The organism is Faecalibacterium hattorii (assembly GCF_003287455.1).
Classification (GTDB): Bacteria; Bacillota; Clostridia; order Oscillospirales; family Ruminococcaceae; genus Faecalibacterium; species Faecalibacterium hattorii.
Genome location: NZ_PRLC01000007.1, coordinates 88,549 through 105,011, shown reverse-complemented (window position 1 = coordinate 105,011; position 16,463 = coordinate 88,549). Strand labels below are relative to the sequence as shown.

Below are 16,463 nucleotides of genomic sequence, written 5' to 3'. Positions count from 1 at the left end.
GCGCTATGACGATGGATGCACGCAAGCAGCGAGTCTTGCAGGCAATCGTGGCGCTGTATGGTCTCGAAGGTGAGCCCGTGGGCAGCAGTGTGCTGGCAAACTACTTTGACATGGCGGTTTCCAGCGCGACGCTGCGCAATGAGATGGCGGCGCTGACAAAGCTGGGTCTGCTGGAGCAGCCCCACACCAGCGCGGGCCGCGTGCCCAGCGCCAAGGGCTACCGTTATTATCTGGATAATCTGCTGACCGACGATCAGCCGCTGGACCGTGTGACCGGTGCACGGGTGGATGCCGTGTTCGCCAGCCTTGACCATGAGCCTGAAAAGCTCGCGCAGGGCGCGGCGAAGGCGCTGGCCGCCATCAGCGGCTACACGGCCGCCATCAGCACCCCCTGTGCCGAGGATCTGTGCATCGCGCATTACGAAGTCGTGCAGGTGGGCCGCAGCGCGGCGGCAGTTCTGGCCGTCACCACAGCCGGTTACGTCCGCACCCGTGTGGCGCGGGTCCGCACCGGCCTCTCCCGCGAGAACGCGGCGGCGCTGGCCGCTCTGCTCAACCGGAACCTGACCTTCGTGGCTCCCGTAGATCTTTCGCCCCGGCTCCTTGCGGAGCTGTGCAGCCAGATCGGCCCGGAGCTGGTGCCGGTGGTCTCGGCGGCGGCGGCGATCTTGCAGGATTCCACCACGCCCCATGTCTATCTGGGCGGTGAGCAGTACCTGCTCGACTGGCCCCAGCTGGAAGGCAAGGTCGGCTCCATCCTCTCGCTGCTGAACGACGAGGAAGAGGCCGCCCGGCTCATCGCACCGCCTGCAGAGCGCAGGGAAAGCGTGCTGCTGGGTGAGGATATTGAGCCGCAGATCCCCGGCCTGTGCATCGTCAGCGACCGGTATCTGGTCGGCGGCGGGCTGTGGGGTTCGGTGGCACTGATCGGACCCACCCGGATGCCGTTCCAGAAGCTGATGCCGCTGCTCCACGCCTTTGCCGATCATCTGGGCGAGGGAATGAGCGGCCGACAAAAAGATACCCCGCAGGCAGCCGCACCCCGGCGGACTGTGATCTATAAGGAGGATCTCGAATGAGCGAAGAAACCAAGAAGACCCCGCAGCAGGAACAGCCCGCTGCGGAGCCCAAGACCGCAGAACAGGCCGCGCCGGAAGCGGCTGCGGAACAGACTGCTCCCGCCGCCGAGGAAAAGGACGGCAAGAAGGACGGCTGGTTCAACAAAAAGACCCATGAGCTAGAGGCCGTAAAGGCGAAGCTCGAAGCCGCCCAGCAGGAGGCGGGCCAGACGAAAGACAAGCTGCTGCGGATGGCTGCCGAGTACGACAACTACCGCAAGCGCACGGCCCGCGAGGCTGACCAGAAGTTCAACGACGGCATTTCCTTCGCGGTCAACCAGATCATCCCGATCCTCGATACGCTGGAGATGGCGGCCAACGCCCCCACCACCGACGAGAATTACAAAAAGGGCGTGACCATGACGCTGGACAAAGCCGCCAAGGCGCTGGATGCCCTCCATGTGGAGGAGATCGAAGCACTGGGCAAGGCCTTTGATCCCAACATCATGAACGCCGTGCAGCAGGTCCCCGCAGAAGAGGGCCAAGAGAGCGGTACGGTGGTCACCGTTTACCAGAAGGGCTACAAGCTGGGCGACAAGATCGTCCGCCATGCGACCGTTGTGGTGGCTGAATAAGCCAAGCCTCCCGCAGGGGAGTTTCAATAAACATCCGCTTATCCACTTTGAGCATCATATAAACAATACGTTCTGAATTGAGAGGAGCTTTTATTATGAGTAAGATCATTGGTATCGACCTTGGCACGACCAATAGCTGCGTGGCTGTCATGGAGGGCGGCGAGCCCGTCGTCATCGCAAACTCTGAGGGTGCCCGCACCACCCCGTCCGTTGTTGGCTTCACCAAGACCGGTGACCGTCTGGTCGGTCAGGTCGCAAAGCGTCAGGCCATCACCAACCCGGAGAACACCGTTTCTTCCATCAAGCGTCAGATGGGCACCGACCATAAGGTGACCCTGAACGGCAAGGAGTACACTCCCCAGCAGGTCAGCGCCATGATCCTGCAGAAGCTGAAGGCTGACGCCGAAGCTTATCTGGGCGAGCCCGTCACCGAGGCCGTCATCACCGTTCCCGCCTACTTCAACGACAGCCAGCGTCAGGCTACCAAGGACGCCGGCACCATCGCGGGCTTGAACGTCAAGCGTATCATCAACGAGCCCACTGCCGCTTCTCTGGCATACGGCATCGATAAGGAAGACGACCAGAAGATCATGGTCTACGACCTCGGCGGCGGCACCTTCGATGTCTCCATCATCGAGATGGGCGACGGCGTTACCGAAGTTCTGGCCACCAACGGCGACACCCATCTGGGCGGCGACGACTTCGACCAGCGCATCATCGACTGGATGGCGGATGCCTTCCAGACCGAAAACGGCATCGACCTGCGCAAGGACAAGATGGCCGCTCAGCGCCTGAAGGAAGCTGCCGAGAAGGCAAAGATCGAGCTGTCCAGCGCAATGAGCAGCCAGATCAACCTGCCCTTCATCACCGCCGATGCGACCGGCCCCAAGCACCTCGATATGACCCTGACCCGCGCAAAGTTCAACGAGCTGACCGCTGATCTGGTCGATCGCACCATGACTCCTGTCCGCAAGGCTCTGCAGGATGCAGGTCTGCGCGCTTCCGACCTGAAGAAGGTCCTGATGGTCGGTGGTTCCACCCGTATCCCCGCCGTCTACGACGCTGTGAAGAAGGAACTGAACTGCGAGCCCTTCAAGGGCATCAACCCCGATGAGTGTGTGGCTGTCGGTGCTGCCATTCAGGGCGGCGTCCTGCAGGGCGATGTCAAGGGTCTGCTGCTGCTGGATGTCACCCCGCTGAGCCTCGGCATTGAGACTCTGGGCGGCGTGTGCACCAAGATCATCGAGCGCAACACCACCATCCCCACCCACAAGAGTCAGGTCTTCTCCACCGCAGCGGACAATCAGCCCTCGGTCGAGATCAATGTCCTGCAGGGCGAGCGTGAGTTCGCACGCGATAACAAGAGCCTCGGCGTCTTCCATCTGGATGGCATCGCTCCGGCTCCCCGTGGTGTGCCTCAGATCGAAGTCACCTTCGATATTGATGCAAACGGCATCGTGAAGGTCAGCGCAAAGGATCTGGGCACCGGCAAGGAGCAGAACATCACCATCACTGCTTCCACCAATATGTCTAAGGACGATATCGATAAGGCCGTCAAGGAAGCCGAGCAGTTCGCTGCCGACGACAAGAAGAAGCGCGAAGAGGTCGATATCCGCAACGGTGCCGACCAGATGGTCTTCCAGACGGAGAAGATGCTGAAGGAAAACGGCGACAAGATGCCCGCCGACGTCAAGAGCGAGGCCGAGGCCAAGCTGGCCGAGCTGAAGACCGCAGTGCAGTCCGGCTCCATCGACGACATCAAGGCAAAGCAGGATGCTCTGAGCCACGTCTTCGAGAAGATGTATCAGGCAGCCGCAGCCGCTCAGCAGGCCGCCGGCGCACAGCCGGGCCCCGATGCCGGTGCGAACAACAACCAGCAGAAGCCGGGGGATGACGGCGTCGTGGATGCTGACTTCAAGGAAGTCTAATGTTTGATACAAGCGGCACACGTCCGGCCAAACCGGCGGATGTGGGCTGAGGAATAAGCAAAAGCCGCTCCGGTTTTGCCGGAGCGGCCTTTGTGGGTTTACGAGGTTAGAGGGATATGGCACAGGAAAAGCGTGATTACTACGAGGTGCTGGGGGTATCCAAAAGCGCTACCGATGCGGAGATCAAAAAAGCCTACCGCAAGCTGGCAATGAAGTACCACCCGGACTACAACCCCGGCGACAAGGATGCCGAGGAAAAATTCAAGGAAGTCAATGAAGCCAACGAGGTGCTTTCGGACCCGAAGAAGCGCCAGATGTACGACCAGTACGGCTTCGCGGGTGTTGACCCCAGCTACGCGGCCCAGAACGGCGGCGGCGCGGGCGGCTTCGGCGGCTTCGGCGGTGCCGATGGCGTCGATCTGGGCGACATCTTCGGCGATATCTTCGGCGGCGGGTTCGGCGGTTTTGGCGGCTCGTCCCGTCAGGCAAACCCCAACGCCCCCCGCAAGGGGCAGGACATCCGCGTGCGGATCACCCTGAGCTTTGACGAGGCCGTGCATGGCTGCAAGAAGAACATCACCATCACCCGCCAGCAGGAGTGCACCGAGTGCCACGGCTCCGGCTGCGCGGCGGGCTCCAGCCCGGAGACCTGCCCCGACTGCGGCGGCCGCGGCTACGTCATCCGCCAGCAGCGCACCCCCTTCGGTGTGATGCAGACCCAGCAGCCCTGCTCCCGCTGCGGCGGCAAGGGCAAGCTGGTCAAGAACCCCTGCAAGGTCTGCCACGGCTCCGGCAAAACGGCCACCAAGAAGACGCTGGAGGTGTCCATCCCCATGGGCATCGACGACGATCAGAGCTTTGCGCTCCGCGGCATGGGCGACGCCGGCACCAACGGCGGCCCTTCCGGCGATGTCATCGTGATGGTCACTGTCCGGCCCAGCGAGGTCTTCCAGCGGGATGGTTACGATGTCTGGGTCACGGTGCCCATTACCTACAGTCAGGCCGTCCTCGGCGACAGCGTCACCGTGCCGTCCATTGACGGCAAGGTGGAGTACACCGTCCCCGAAGGCACCCAGAGCGGCACCACCTTCCGGCTGCGCGGCAAGGGAATCCAGTACTTGAACGGCCGGGGCCGGGGCGATATGTACGTCAAGTGCGAGGTCGAGATCCCCAAGAAGCTGAACAAGGCCCAGCGTGACGCCCTGAAGAAATTCGAGGGCACCCTGAAAGAGGAAAACTACGAAAAGCGCAAGGGCTTCTTTAAGAAGCTGAAGGATATGTTCGCCTGATCTCAGGGCAAACGAAAATCCCGGAAACCGTTTGGTTTCCGGGATTTTTTTGCTGTCGGGAAAGGATCAGCCCATGTAGCTGATGTTCACATCGATCTGGCCGCCGTAGCCGGGGATGCGGGCGGTGCAGCTGCCCTGCCACATGTTGCAGGCGATGGGGCTGCTGGCAACGTTGTAGTGAGCGTTCCAGATGTTGTACTTGGTCAGCTGGCTCAAGTCGAGGCGCTTGCGGAACCATGTGGTCGAAGCGTAGACGCCGGGCTGGTAGCCGAGGGCCTTGACCTCCTCGCAGAAGGCGACGGCACACTTGGTGCGGTCCTCCACGCCCAGACCGTCGGCGCGGCCGGAACCGGTGCCGGTGGCCTCGGTGTCATAGTAGATGGGGTAGTCGAGCTGGCGGCCGTTCAGGACGTAGACGCACGCCTGAGCTTCCTCGCGGGCCTCGTCCTCATTGACGGCCTGTGTGAAGCAGTAGACGCCCACCCGCAGACCGGCGTTCCGCGCGTTGGTGAAGTGCTCCTCGAACTTAGGGTCCTGCACCAGCGTGCCGGAGCCGTAGCCACGGTAACCGAGGCGGATGATGACGAACTGGACCCCGGCCTCTTTGACCTTTTCAAAGTCCACGCTGGCCTGATATTTGGAGACGTCGATGCCGAAGGTGGCGTCCCGCTTGACGCCGTTGGCATCGAAGTAATAGAGCTTGTTGTCAATGGACTGGATGCCGGTCACCCGCTGGTTGGTGGTCTGGCTGTAATAATAGGTGTTGCCGTTTTCCACACGCCAGCCGGAGTAGACAGGCGCAGGGGGGGCGGGGGTGTCGTCCTTTTTGCCGAAGAGGAACTCCCACAGCCATTTCAGGAAGCCGTTCTCACTGTCAAGGCACTGGGTGTCTACGCTGCTCTCGTCCAGCGTACCGGCGTCCAGCGCGGCGCGGATCTCTTCCGGTGTCAGCAGGATGGTGCCGTCCGTGTCGGTGATCGCAGCGGCGGAAAGATCCCCGCCGTTTTCGGAGGCGGCAGGAGTCTCGGCGACTTCTGCCGAGACGTCATCTGCGGTCTCTTCCGGGGCGCGCAGCGGGTCCTCCGCGGCCAGCTCTTCCGTTTCCTGCACGAAGTGGGGGAAGGCAGCGTTTTCGTGGTCCACCTCCTCTGCCGAACCGGCCATGGGGTCGTCTTCTTCCGGTTCGGTTTCAGGGGCGGCGGGTCCCGGCTCAGCGGCCGGTTCGGAAGGGGCCGCTGGAGCGGCTGCTGCACTGGACGCAGCGGGCTCTGCGGTCGTCACGCTGGCGGCAGGGGCAGAGACGGAAGCGGCGGGCTGTTCTTGCTCGGCAGCTTCGTCCTCTGCCGCAGCCGGTTCCTCTGCTGTACTGGACGCAGCGGGCTCGGACGTGTGCTTTTTGGTGTTGTTGTGCTTGAGGGAACTGCTCTCCTCCCAATCGACGGTGACGGGCGCAACGGTCAGGCCCGCAGGCTGGGAAGCCAGCAGGATGGTGGTGCCCGCGCCGCCGATGGTCAGCGCCAAGGCCATGACGAGAGCCGCCACAGCCTGTCCCACGCCGCGGTGGGACCGCTTTGCGGATGTATCATTCGAAACAGATGAAAATTTATGTTTCATACCGTTAGCTTTTCCTCCAAAAATCATCGGGCAGCGGCCGCCCCGCGGCAAAAACGAACCCGGTTGAATCGGAACGGATCTGTAATCCTAGTTTCACTCTTCCAGTATACACCCAACCCCCGGTCCCCGTCAATCTTCTTTGCAGCGGTGCGTCGGGAAAAGCACGAACGGAAAAGAGAAAAATCGCTCCATGAAAGATACGGTTCATCCGGCGCAAAAATTGCGTCTGCCGCTAAAAAATTTGGTTCTTTTCACGAAAAGCGAGAATTTCACTTGCTGTCTTGACAGGTGTATGGTATGATGATGGACATGCAGTCCCGTTGCAGTGAGATGCCGGGAAGAAAGGCGGAAATTTCTATGTCGAACTTCAAGGAGTTTTTGAAACGAAAAGATATCGTCATTACCCCCCAGCGCTACCTGATCGAGGCGCTGGGCGCAATGGCACAGGGCCTGTTTGCCAGCTTGCTGATCGGCACCATCATTAAGACGCTGGGCCAGCAGACCGGGCTTGAGATGCTGGTGGATCTGGGCGGCTATGCCACAGCCATGAGCGGCCCGGCTATGGCGTGCGCGATCGGCTGGGCGCTCCACTGCCCGCCGCTGGTGCTGTTCAGCCTTATCACGGTGGGCTACTCGGCCAACGCCTTGGGCGGAGCGGGCGGCCCGCTGGCCGTCCTCATCATTGCCATCGTGGCAGCGGAGCTGGGCAAGGCCGTGAGCAAGGAGACCAAGGTCGATATTCTTGTGACCCCTCTGGTGACTATTTTTGTCGGCGTCGGCCTCTCCATGCTCATCGCGGCCCCCATCGGTGCGGCGGCAAGTCAGGTGGGCACCCTGATCATGTGGGCTACCGAACAGGCCCCGCTGGTCATGGGCATCCTCGTGTCGGTCATCGTGGGCGTGGCGCTGACCCTGCCCATCTCTTCGGCGGCCATCTGCGCGGCACTGGGCCTGACCGGCCTTGCGGGCGGCGCGGCGGTGGCGGGCTGCTGCGCCCAGATGGTCGGCTTCGCCGTCATGAGCTATCAGGAAAACGGCGTGGGCGGTCTGGTCAGTCAGGGTCTGGGCACCAGTATGCTCCAGATGGGCAACATCATCAAGAACCCCCGCATCTGGATCGCCCCCACGCTGGCCTCGGCCATCACCGGCCCGCTGGCCACCTGCCTGTTCCACTTTGAGATGAACGGCGCGGCGGTCTCCTCCGGCATGGGCACCTGCGGTCTGGTGGGCCAGATCGGCGTCTACACCGGCTGGGTCAACGACATCGCCGCGGGCACCAAGGCCGCCATCACCCCGATGGACTGGGCTGCCATGCTGCTGCTCTGCTTCGTCCTGCCCGCCGTGCTCAGTGTCCTCTTCTGCGAGATCGAGCGCAAGCTGGGCTGGATCAAAGAAGGAGATCTGAAGCTGAATTAAGACTCCCTCAGTCGCGGCGTTGCCGCGCCAGCTCCCTCAAAGAGGGAGCCTATTAGCCTCCCACTTTGAGGGAGGTGGCATCGCGAAGCGATGACGGAAGGAGTTCCCCATCAAGGACCGCTTCCGTTAGATCGTCCCCCTCATATTTCAGCTTGAGGGAGAAGAACGGGCGGTCCTCTTTTAATAAGCGGAAGAAAATTTTATCGCCCTCCCAGACGGGCAGGGCCTCGACTTCGCTCTTCGGCACCCATTCCAGCACCCCTTCGTTCCGGGCGGCGTCCTTCACCAGCTCGCCGGTCCAGCCGTCGGCGGTGTAGAGGAACATATACTCGGTCAGGCTGCCCAGCAAAAAGGTCACGATGCCCCGGAGGCGGTAGTTCGTCAGGGTCAGGCCCGTTTCCTCCCGCACCTCCCGCAGAAGGCAGTCTTCCGGGCTTTCAAAAGGCTCGAACTTGCCGCCCACGCCGATCCACTTGTCGTGGTTCATGTCGTTTTTCTTGGTCACGCGGTGGAGCATCAGCCACTTGCCGCCCTGCTCCAGATAGCACAGCGTCGTGTTCAGCATGGGGAATTCTGCGTTCATGGGAGTTCTCCTCTATTTTTCATTCAAAAAGGCGTCCCGCAGTCTGCCCCGCGGGACGCCTTTTGTGTTGTTTGGCTATTTGCGTGCAGCGCGGCCTTTGCCCGCGTCGTTCAGCTTCCGGACCAGATCGTTCTGGTGCTTGCGCTGGGAGGGCGTCGGCTCCGGGTCGTGGGCTTCATCGGCGCGGGCGTTGGTCTGCGCGGCGGAAGCGTCCACCCGGACGAGGTTCCACTCCTGATTGCCGCCGGAAACGTAGTTCCAGATCTGAGCCTGTGCGCCGTTCGAGGTGTTCATGGCCACAAGGTCGATGTACTTGTCGGCCAGCACGTTCCGAATGCGGGTGCGGCCGTTGCGGGTGGGTTCCAGCGCCCAGCACTGGCTCAGCCCGCTGCTGCGGCTCCACTGGTGCAGCCATGTGCCCTCTACCACGCCGCTGAGGGCGAGGTCGATGAACTTGCCGGTAAAGCGGTTCTGGATGCGCCAGCGGCCCTCGCCCGCGTCCACGAACTGCCACTGCTGCCACGGATGGCCCGCGTAATCCCAAAGCTGGATCGCAGCGCCGTTCTCGGTATTGAAGTTCTTTACCTCCAACACCTTCCCGTTCGGGGCCTTGATCAGGTAAAATTCATTTTCCATTAAAACGACCTGCGATGTTTTTGCCATAGCGCTTGTTTCTCCTTTCCGGTATCCGCCGATTGAATGATTCTATTATAGCGCATTTCCTCTCAGGCAACAAGAATTGAAAATCACAATTTTTTGTCGATTTCTTGTGCGTTTTGCTTAGAAAGACACGCTTTTCCCGCCAACTTGGGCACCGTGTACCACAGGAACAGGGCCGCAAGGCTGAGCCACCGGATCTGGGCGTTCGTCAGGTGCTCGTTCAAAAGCCAGCCGACCCCGAACGAGAGCAGGTTGGCCGTCAGGGCGTAGAGCACCGGGCGGGGCGTTTTGCCCTCCGGCCACGGCAGCCAGCGGCAGTAAACAAAGGCTTCCACGGCAAAGACGAGAACTTCCATTCCGGCGTAGAGCGCAAAGCCCGCCCAAGGGCCGAGATAGAACAGCCCGTAGTGGAGAACAAGGTTCAGTGCAAACTGCGTGGCCAGATTGACCCCGCCGATGAGGTTCTGCTGGGCTTTTTCGCGCAGACCGAACACCAGAGCACCCAGCGCTAGCTCCAGAATCAGCGTGATGAGTAACCGGGAGGTGAACAGGGAAATCTGGTCGCTGTCGGTCCGGTTGGTGTAGACGTGCATCCAGCCGTCCTCCGGGTCGAACAGCACCTGCCATTCGCTGTCGAACGCATACCGCTGGACCGGCTCTTTGCTAATGGAAAAGACCCCGGTGTCCATATTATAAAGGAGCACATAGAATTTCTGGGGCGGGTAGTACCCCCAAGTGAAGGTCTGTTCGGTGTCGCCGAAGTATTCCTCGAAGTAGCCGAGGAAGTAGTACCCCTCCGGCGCGTCGTAGTTCTTGAAGGCTTCCCACACCTCGCGGGAACCCATCCAGTCCCCGTATGCGCTGGGGGCGCTCCATGGGCCGGTGGATTCTGTATTGCCCAGCAGAGTCACGGCGTAATTCTGGTCGTTGTAGATGTAGAGCCTGAGCGTGACCGACGGTTTCGGCCCCATATCCGCGAAGGCAGGCGGCGAAACGGTCAGCAGGAGCAGGGAGGCAAGTAGAAAACCCAAGATTTTTTTGCAGAGTTTTTCCTTCATGATGGGGCCCTCCGGCTTTCGAAAACAAAAATTCCGACACGACTTTCCTTAACTTGTAAACGAGGAAGGAACAACTGTTATTGCACGGCGTTCTGCACAAACTTCAAACAGGACTTTTGTGCAGCATTTCCTGTACTTGCAAAGAAAACAAAACGCCGGTTTCCGGGGCGTTTTGACCCGAAATATGAACAAAGTGTTTCCGCGCTGCGGCCAATTCAGGGCAATGACTTCACGTTTATAAAGCAAAGCGGACTTCAACACTTTATTTCGATGAGTAAAAGAAACTTCAACAGATACTTTCGTTTGTTTCATGATTTCGTCTATTGACTTTATATAAAAACTGCGGTATAGTATGAGTGCGGAGAGCGGAAAGACGCCCCGCTGACACTTGAACTTCGGGCCATGACCCGTAGAAAAATATAGGAGGTTTGATTATGTACTATTACATTCTGGGCTGCGGTATCGCTTGTTTGGTTCTGCTTGGCATCAACAGCATGGACACGGTATGTGTCAAGCCGGCCGAGATTCTGGGCAAGGTCATTCTGTGGCCTCTCGCCCTGATGGAAGCAGTTGTTCGTTACAGCTCCACTCATCACAGCATCAAGACCGCGCTGTAAAACACACTCGTTCCAATGCAAACGGCAATCAGGCGGCTGCGCTTTTGAAAGGCGCAGCCGCCTTTTTGTTTTGCACTTTTGGGCGGGGTATGATACAATAAGAAAAACGCCGCCGCAGCGGCACAAAACCCGAAACCGAAGGAGAACTATGAAACCGGATTACAAGCTGGTCGCAAAGGCCAAATACATTCACACGACCGCCGACCTTGCCAGTGAGCTCTGGCACGAGGTCTACAAGCGCTATTACCCGGCAAAGCAGCTGGACACGCTGGTGGAGGCGCTGCAAAGCGCCGAGGCCATTGAGGAGGACATCGACAACGATGTGAACTACTTCCTCGTTTTTCTGGGCGATAAGCTCATCGGCTACTTTGCATGGAAGATGGAAAACACCGTGCTGCACCTGCTGCACCTCTACCTCAAGCCGGAGTACCGGGGCAAGGCCATCGGCCGGGACATCGTCATGTCCTGCGAGCGGCTGGCCCGCGGCGAGGGCCGGGGCCGCGTCTGCTGTGAGGTGCACACCAAGTGTCTGCCCGTGCAGCAGTTCTTCAAGGCGCGGGGCTACCGCATCCTGAAGCCGGTGGAGAATGCGGCGGCGGGCATCTCCATGCAGCTGACCGAAATGGAGAAAATGCTCTGAAATTCCCCATTGCAATTTTCCTGCGTTTGTACTACACTAAAGTAGTGTACTGAAGTGCCCCTCGCGGGCCAGACCAACCCCAAATCATGAGGGAGGAAAAACGCTATGGCAAAAGATCATCCCACCGGAGAGTCCGGCCTGTATTCCGCACTGCTGGAGCTGAAAACGCCGGAAGAGTGCTACCGCTTTTTACAGGATGTGTGCAGCTACGCCGAACTGAGCGCCATGGAGCAGCGCTACAACATCGCGGAAAAGCTCGTCAGCAAGCAGAGCTACACCAGCATCATGGGCAACATCGGGGCGTCCAGCGCCATCATCAGCCGGGTGAGCCGGGTCATCAGCAAGGATGACAGCGTGCTCCGTCGGCTGCTGGAGGAAAAGGCAGACGCCGCCACCGAGGAATAACCGCAAGACCGCGCACCGCGGGGCCGGGAAGCACCCGCCCTGCGGTGCTTTTTATCGCTTTGAAAAAGGAGTATCGCAGTATGAGCAAAGCAGTTGTCTTTTTCGCCGACGGCACCGAGGAGTGCGAGGCCCTTCTCGTCGTCGATCTTCTTCGCCGCGCCAAGGTCGAGGTCATCGTGGCGTCGGCCATGGGCCGCAAAGAGCTGGTCAGCAGCCATAAAATTCATCTGACCGCCGATGCACTGGCCGAAGAGGTGGATTATTCCCATGTGGATCTGGTCGTGCTGCCCGGCGGCATCCCCGGCACCCCGAACCTTGCCGCCAACAAGACCGTCACCGACACCTGCGCCGCCTTCGCCAAGGCGGGCAAGAAGGTGGCCGCCATCTGCGCCGCCCCCAGCATCCTTGCCTCGCTGGGGCTGCTGGAAGGCAAAAACGCCACCGCCCATGCGGGCTTCCAAGACCAGCTTGCCGGTGCGGTGGTCCACGATGAAGAGGTCGTCGTGGATGGGAACATCACCACCAGCTACGGCCTCGGCGGCGCTATCCCCTTTGCACTGGAACTCGTCCGCCAGCTTGCCGGCCCCGCCGAAGCCGACCGTATCCAGAACGCCATCGCGTATCGGCACTAAAAGGAGGACTCCCTATGCGTTTTATCACGTGCCGTTTGCCGGACGGCGTGGAAGATCCGGCGATCTTATCGGAGGACGGGCGGCAGGTCTGGCCGCTGAGCTGGCTGGGGCTGAGCTATGAGACCCTGTCCGACGCCATCCCCTTTCTGACGCCGCAGGTGCGGGCGGGACTGTCGCTGGCCGTTGCGGGCATCCCGGCCCTGCCCATTGAGGCCGTCACGCCGGAAAGCCCCATCCCGGCCCCAGCGCAGGACGTCATCTGCCTCGGTATCAACTACATGGCCCACTCGGATGAGGCGGAAAAATATTCCGCCGATGCCTTTGCGACCCAGCATCAGGACGCCATCTACTTCTCCAAGCGGGTCACACGCGCCGTGCCGGACGGCGGGGCCATCGAGGCCCACACCGACCTTGTGAAAAAGCTGGACTACGAGTGTGAGCTGGCGGTGGTGCTGGGAAAGGACGCCAAGGATGTGCCCACAGGGCAGACGCAGGACTACGTTTTCGGCTACACCATCCTGAACGATGTGTCGGCCCGCGACGTCCAGACTGCCCACAAGCAGTGGTACTTCGGCAAGAGCCTTGACGGCTTCACCCCCATCGGGCCCTGCATCGTCACGGCGGACGAGTTCGCCGACTATCCGCCCAAGCTCGGCCTCCGCAGCTTCGTCAACGGCGAGAAGCGGCAGGACTCCAACACGATGCTGCAAATTTTTGATATCGACCATGTCATTGCCGAACTTTCGCAGGGGATGACCCTGAAAGCGGGCACCATCATCGCCACCGGCACCCCGGCGGGCGTCGGCATGGGGATGGATCCGCCGCAGTTCCTCGTGCCCGGCGATGTAGTCCGGTGCGAGATCGACGGCATCGGTTCGCTGACCAATCCCGTCCGGTAATGCAAAACGGTACCGTCCAAGACGTATCCGGCTTGTAATATGACTTCGTGAGTATCCTGCACGTTATCAAAAACAAACCAAAACCCATCTTATTCATAAACTGTTCAAAATAAATTCATATACAGTTCATTGACTTTCGGTATACATAGGGCAACGAAAGGCGCACGCTGCGCCGCACCCCAGAACAGCACAGCATGGGAACTGAAAAAAGGAATGCCCGTGTTGGAGGAAAGGAATTGGAACGCTATGAAAATTGGTTTTACTGAACTGATCCTTGTCGTGATCGTTGCGTTCGTGGTCATCGGGCCGGACAAGCTGCCCGAATACGCACGCAAGTTCGGCAAGATGCTCCGGGAGCTGAAAAAGTACACCGGCGCCGCTTCGGAGGAGATCCAGAAGAACGTGGTCGAGCCGCTGAATGAGATTCAGGCTCCCATCAAGGAGGCCGTCGCCCCGCTGACCGATATCAAAAAGGATATCGACGACAGCATGAAGGACGTGACCAAGAGCTTTACCAACATTGGCAAGACCAGCAAGGAAGAGGCCAAGAAGGCCGAAGAGGCCGAGGAGGTCGCTGAGCTGGAGGATGCCGTAGAGGAGCTGCCCGAAGAGCCCGCGAAGGCCGAGGAACCCGCTGCTGAAAAGGCGGAGCCCGCTGCCGAACCGGTGAAGGCCGAGGAGCAGCCCGCCGAAAAGGCTGAGGCACCCGCCCCTGCTGCCGAAGCTGCCCCTGCGGAGGAACCCAAGGAGGCTGCCCCCGCCGAGGAAGCCAACGTCTAATTTTTGGATGCACCCGCGCCCGCGGTTGTACGATACATTGTAAATCAGCCCGCCAAAGCGGCGCGGCAAGGTAAAAAGGAGATTATTATTATGAGAATCGGACCTCAGGAGCTTATCATCGTTCTGATCATCGTTCTGGTCATCTTTGGACCCAAGAACCTGCCGAAGCTGGGCAAGATGTTCGGCAAGACCATGAAGAACTTCAAGGAAGGCATGGAAGACGTCGAGGATGACGGCGAGACCAAGAAGACCGAGGCCAAGTCTGAGGACGAGGCCGAGAAGAAGGACGAGGAGTAATTCGTGGCTACAAACGTAAAGCGCAAAAAGAAAGCCGAAGTCATGTCAGAGGACGGCAGCATGACGCTGACCGGCCACCTGAAAGAGCTGCGGAACCGGCTGATCATCTGCGCAGCGGTGTTTGTGGTGGGCGTGATCGGATTTCTGGCGATCTCCGATAAGCTGATCGACCTGCTGACGGCGATGGCAATGAACGCGAACTATACCTTCGTGTTCCTTGCCCCGCAGGAAAAACTGATGCAGTACTTCCGCGTCTCGCTGATCGCAGCCGTCATCGTAACCATCCCGGTGGCGCTGTATCAGATCTACGCCTTTGCAAAGCCCGGCCTGAAGCGGAGCGAGAGCTTTTTCTTCCGGCTCGTGCTGGTGTTTGGTCTGGCGCTGTTCTGTGTTGGTGTGCTGTTTGCCTACAAGGTCACCCTGCCCTTTATGCTGAACTTCCTCGTTACGCTGGAAGGCACCGACTACATCACGGCATCCATCAGCATCGAGAGCTACATCAACCTCTGCCTGACGATGTTCATCATCTTCGGCTGCGTCTTTGAGATGCCGCTGGTCACCATCATTCTGGCCAAGATGGGCATCGCAAACCCGGAGATCATGAAGAAGGGCCGCGGCGTTGCCATCGTCCTGATCTTCCTGATCGCAGCCATCATCACCCCGCCGGACATCGTGTCCCAGTGCTTCGTGGCAGTGCCTATGTGTCTGCTGTACTTCGTCAGCATCTTCCTGAGCGGCATTTTCTATAAGCCCAAGACGGACGAGGATGACGAGGACGACGAAGAGGAAGAGGACTCCGACGCGGAGTGAATTCCGGCTTTTTTAGGAAACTGAAAACGCGCTCTGCCTTTGCGGCGGGGCGCTTTTTTATGTGGAGGAACGGGCAGATTGCAAACACTTCGGCAATATGCTATACTGTTCACAAGGTAAAAATCAGCGGGAGACCGCTGCGAAAAAAGGGGTAAATGAATCATGAAAGAATACGCATTCGGCATCGACCTCGGCGGCACCACCGCGAAGGTCGGCTTGTTCACCACCTCCGGCGCGCTGCTGGAAAAGTGGGAGGTGCCCACCGATACCTCCAACGCCGGTGAGCACATCCTTGAAAATCTGGCCAACGCCATCCGGGGCAAGATGGCCGAAAAGGAGATCCCCGCCGAGCAGGTCGAGGGCGTGGGCATCGGTGTGCCCGGCCCCGTGCTGAACTCCAGCGTGGTGCCCATCGTCTGCGCCAACCTCGGCGGCTGGGGCGAGCGGAATGTTTCGGCCCAGCTGTCCGGTCTGCTGGACGGCCTGCGGGTCCTCGTCGGCAACGACGCCAATGTGGCGGCGCTGGGCGAGATCTGGATGGGCACGGCGAAGGGCTGCCGCAGTGCGGTCATGGTCACGCTGGGCACCGGCGTCGGCGGCGGCGTCATCGTCAACGGCAAGGTCGTTGATGGCACCCACGGTGCGGGCGGTGAGATCGGCCACATTACGGTCAATCCGCACGAGACGGCGGTCTGCGGCTGCGGTAAGCGCGGCTGTCTGGAGCAGTATTCCAGCGCCACCGGCGTTGTCCGCTGCATGAAGAAGCTGCTGGAAGAGAACCCGGACGTAGACTGCGTTCTGCGCGGCAAAGAGTTCGAGGCCAAGGATGTCTTTGATGCGGCCCGCAGCGGCGATGCTCTGGCGGCCCGCGAGGTGGAAGAGATGTCCAACACCCTCGGCATGGCGCTGGCCAACATCGCTTCCACCACCGACCCCGAAATGTTCCTCGTGGGCGGCGGCGTGGCCCGCGCAGGGGATGTCCTCTTTGACCCGCTGGTCAAGCACTTCAAGGAGTATGCCTTCCGCTCCTGCCGCGAGACGCCCATCAAGTCCGCGAGCCTCGGCAATGACGCCGGTATCTATGGTGCAGTACGCCTGATCGTGGGAGAGTAAGGCTTTATTTTCCACAAGAAAAAGCGAAG

General features: G+C 60.0%; 19 protein-coding genes. 14 read left to right on the top strand and 5 right to left on the bottom strand.

The features are described 5' to 3' along the window. Window positions 1-5: 5 nt before the first annotated feature. The 4 genes from hrcA to dnaJ all read left to right on the top strand — a co-directional run bounded on the left by hrcA (window position 6) and on the right by dnaJ (window position 4,910). Window positions 6-1,079, top strand: coding sequence for a heat-inducible transcriptional repressor HrcA (gene hrcA / locus C4N23_RS06500; RefSeq protein ID WP_112144907.1), 1,074 nt, complete (start codon window positions 6-8; stop codon window positions 1,077-1,079). Then, window positions 1,076-1,693 carry a nucleotide exchange factor GrpE gene (locus C4N23_RS06495; protein ID WP_112144906.1) on the top strand — a complete coding sequence of 206 codons (618 nt, stop codon included), beginning with the start codon at window positions 1,076-1,078 and terminating at the stop codon, window positions 1,691-1,693. Before hrcA ends, C4N23_RS06495 begins: the two co-directional genes overlap by 4 nt. A 95-nt stretch (window positions 1,694-1,788) precedes the next feature. Then, window positions 1,789-3,621 (top strand): molecular chaperone DnaK, encoded by a 1,833-nt coding sequence (gene dnaK / locus C4N23_RS06490; RefSeq protein WP_055191745.1) that lies wholly within the window; start codon window positions 1,789-1,791, stop codon window positions 3,619-3,621. A gap of 116 nt (window positions 3,622-3,737) precedes the next feature. After that, on the top strand, window positions 3,738-4,910 hold the full coding sequence (gene dnaJ / locus C4N23_RS06485; protein ID WP_112144904.1) for a molecular chaperone DnaJ: 1,173 nt from the start codon (window positions 3,738-3,740) through the stop codon (window positions 4,908-4,910). Window positions 4,911-4,976: 66 nt separating this feature from the next. Here dnaJ and C4N23_RS06480 read toward each other — a convergent pair whose 3' ends face one another. Next, complete coding sequence (locus tag C4N23_RS06480; RefSeq protein WP_112144902.1) at window positions 4,977-6,524, bottom strand: GH25 family lysozyme; 1,548 nt, start codon at window positions 6,522-6,524, stop codon at window positions 4,977-4,979. Window positions 6,525-6,881: 357 nt separating this feature from the next. Here C4N23_RS06480 and C4N23_RS06475 point away from each other — a divergent pair, with 357 nt between their 5' ends. Continuing rightward, window positions 6,882-7,940: a PTS sugar transporter subunit IIC gene (locus C4N23_RS06475; RefSeq protein ID WP_112144900.1), complete on the top strand. Its 1,059-nt coding sequence runs from the start codon at window positions 6,882-6,884 to the stop codon at window positions 7,938-7,940. A gap of 52 nt (window positions 7,941-7,992) precedes the next feature. On the opposite strand, the gene C4N23_RS06470 is transcribed toward C4N23_RS06475, so the two are convergent. From C4N23_RS06470 to C4N23_RS14000, 4 genes are all read right to left on the bottom strand, one after another. Continuing rightward, window positions 7,993-8,523 carry an NUDIX hydrolase gene (locus tag C4N23_RS06470; protein WP_112144898.1) on the bottom strand — a complete coding sequence of 177 codons (531 nt, stop codon included), beginning with the start codon at window positions 8,521-8,523 and terminating at the stop codon, window positions 7,993-7,995. Window positions 8,524-8,598: 75 nt separating this feature from the next. Further along, window positions 8,599-9,186: an RICIN domain-containing protein gene (locus tag C4N23_RS06465; protein ID WP_112144896.1), complete on the bottom strand. Its 588-nt coding sequence runs from the start codon at window positions 9,184-9,186 to the stop codon at window positions 8,599-8,601. An 83-nt stretch (window positions 9,187-9,269) separates the two neighbouring features. After that, entirely contained in the window at window positions 9,270-10,241 is a 972-nt protein-coding gene (locus C4N23_RS06460) for a hypothetical protein (RefSeq protein ID WP_112144894.1), read from the bottom strand. A gap of 48 nt (window positions 10,242-10,289) precedes the next feature. Beyond that, window positions 10,290-10,553 (bottom strand): hypothetical protein, encoded by a 264-nt coding sequence (locus C4N23_RS14000; RefSeq protein WP_181567081.1) that lies wholly within the window; start codon window positions 10,551-10,553, stop codon window positions 10,290-10,292. A gap of 122 nt (window positions 10,554-10,675) precedes the next feature. Between C4N23_RS14000 and C4N23_RS06455 the strand changes: the two genes are divergently transcribed. The 9 genes from C4N23_RS06455 to C4N23_RS06415 all read left to right on the top strand — a co-directional run bounded on the left by C4N23_RS06455 (window position 10,676) and on the right by C4N23_RS06415 (window position 16,434). Next, window positions 10,676-10,858 (top strand): hypothetical protein, encoded by a 183-nt coding sequence (locus tag C4N23_RS06455; protein WP_112144892.1) that lies wholly within the window; start codon window positions 10,676-10,678, stop codon window positions 10,856-10,858. Window positions 10,859-11,006: 148 nt separating this feature from the next. After that, complete coding sequence (locus C4N23_RS06450; protein ID WP_112144890.1) at window positions 11,007-11,498, top strand: GNAT family N-acetyltransferase; 492 nt, start codon at window positions 11,007-11,009, stop codon at window positions 11,496-11,498. 105 nt (window positions 11,499-11,603) lie between these two features. Continuing rightward, window positions 11,604-11,903: a YerC/YecD family TrpR-related protein gene (locus C4N23_RS06445; protein WP_055191727.1), complete on the top strand. Its 300-nt coding sequence runs from the start codon at window positions 11,604-11,606 to the stop codon at window positions 11,901-11,903. Between the two features lie 80 nt (window positions 11,904-11,983). Continuing rightward, window positions 11,984-12,535, top strand: a complete 552-nt coding sequence (locus C4N23_RS06440; RefSeq protein ID WP_112144888.1) for a DJ-1 family glyoxalase III — start codon at window positions 11,984-11,986, stop codon at window positions 12,533-12,535. Window positions 12,536-12,549: 14 nt separating this feature from the next. Beyond that, window positions 12,550-13,434, top strand: a complete 885-nt coding sequence (locus C4N23_RS06435; protein WP_112144886.1) for a fumarylacetoacetate hydrolase family protein — start codon at window positions 12,550-12,552, stop codon at window positions 13,432-13,434. Window positions 13,435-13,680: 246 nt separating this feature from the next. Beyond that, complete coding sequence (tatB, locus tag C4N23_RS06430; protein ID WP_097839128.1) at window positions 13,681-14,214, top strand: Sec-independent protein translocase protein TatB; 534 nt, start codon at window positions 13,681-13,683, stop codon at window positions 14,212-14,214. A gap of 90 nt (window positions 14,215-14,304) precedes the next feature. Continuing rightward, complete coding sequence (gene tatA, locus C4N23_RS06425) at window positions 14,305-14,511, top strand: twin-arginine translocase TatA/TatE family subunit (protein ID WP_112144884.1); 207 nt, start codon at window positions 14,305-14,307, stop codon at window positions 14,509-14,511. Between the two features lie 3 nt (window positions 14,512-14,514). Then, entirely contained in the window at window positions 14,515-15,321 is an 807-nt protein-coding gene (tatC, locus tag C4N23_RS06420; RefSeq protein ID WP_055191715.1) for a twin-arginine translocase subunit TatC, read from the top strand. Window positions 15,322-15,483: 162 nt separating this feature from the next. Then, a complete protein-coding gene (locus C4N23_RS06415; RefSeq protein ID WP_112144882.1) occupies window positions 15,484-16,434 on the top strand; it encodes an ROK family glucokinase in 951 nt (316 codons plus the stop codon). The last annotated feature ends 29 nt before the right edge of the window (window positions 16,435-16,463 follow it).

What these genes read in the sequence shown, in the direction of transcription:
- C4N23_RS06440 (WP_112144888.1), top strand. Translation starts at nt 11,984, where the DNA reads ATGAGCAAAGCAGTTGTCTTTTTCGCCGACGGCACCGAGGAGTGCGAG.
- C4N23_RS06475 (WP_112144900.1), top strand. Translation starts at nt 6,882, where the DNA reads ATGTCGAACTTCAAGGAGTTTTTGAAACGAAAAGATATCGTCATTACC.
- C4N23_RS06435 (WP_112144886.1), top strand. Translation starts at nt 12,550, where the DNA reads ATGCGTTTTATCACGTGCCGTTTGCCGGACGGCGTGGAAGATCCGGCG.
- C4N23_RS06495 (WP_112144906.1), top strand. Translation starts at nt 1,076, where the DNA reads ATGAGCGAAGAAACCAAGAAGACCCCGCAGCAGGAACAGCCCGCTGCG.
- tatB (WP_097839128.1), top strand. Translation starts at nt 13,681, where the DNA reads ATGAAAATTGGTTTTACTGAACTGATCCTTGTCGTGATCGTTGCGTTC.
- hrcA (WP_112144907.1), top strand. Translation starts at nt 6, where the DNA reads ATGACGATGGATGCACGCAAGCAGCGAGTCTTGCAGGCAATCGTGGCG.
- dnaK (WP_055191745.1), top strand. Translation starts at nt 1,789, where the DNA reads ATGAGTAAGATCATTGGTATCGACCTTGGCACGACCAATAGCTGCGTG.
- dnaJ (WP_112144904.1), top strand. Translation starts at nt 3,738, where the DNA reads ATGGCACAGGAAAAGCGTGATTACTACGAGGTGCTGGGGGTATCCAAA.
- C4N23_RS06445 (WP_055191727.1), top strand. Translation starts at nt 11,604, where the DNA reads ATGGCAAAAGATCATCCCACCGGAGAGTCCGGCCTGTATTCCGCACTG.
- C4N23_RS06455 (WP_112144892.1), top strand. Translation starts at nt 10,676, where the DNA reads ATGTACTATTACATTCTGGGCTGCGGTATCGCTTGTTTGGTTCTGCTT.
- C4N23_RS14000 (WP_181567081.1), bottom strand. Translation starts at nt 10,553, where the DNA reads ATGAAACAAACGAAAGTATCTGTTGAAGTTTCTTTTACTCATCGAAAT.
- C4N23_RS06450 (WP_112144890.1), top strand. Translation starts at nt 11,007, where the DNA reads ATGAAACCGGATTACAAGCTGGTCGCAAAGGCCAAATACATTCACACG.
- C4N23_RS06460 (WP_112144894.1), bottom strand. Translation starts at nt 10,241, where the DNA reads ATGAAGGAAAAACTCTGCAAAAAAATCTTGGGTTTTCTACTTGCCTCC.
- C4N23_RS06415 (WP_112144882.1), top strand. Translation starts at nt 15,484, where the DNA reads ATGAAAGAATACGCATTCGGCATCGACCTCGGCGGCACCACCGCGAAG.
- C4N23_RS06465 (WP_112144896.1), bottom strand. Translation starts at nt 9,186, where the DNA reads ATGGCAAAAACATCGCAGGTCGTTTTAATGGAAAATGAATTTTACCTG.
- C4N23_RS06470 (WP_112144898.1), bottom strand. Translation starts at nt 8,523, where the DNA reads ATGAACGCAGAATTCCCCATGCTGAACACGACGCTGTGCTATCTGGAG.
- C4N23_RS06480 (WP_112144902.1), bottom strand. Translation starts at nt 6,524, where the DNA reads ATGAAACATAAATTTTCATCTGTTTCGAATGATACATCCGCAAAGCGG.
- tatA (WP_112144884.1), top strand. Translation starts at nt 14,305, where the DNA reads ATGAGAATCGGACCTCAGGAGCTTATCATCGTTCTGATCATCGTTCTG.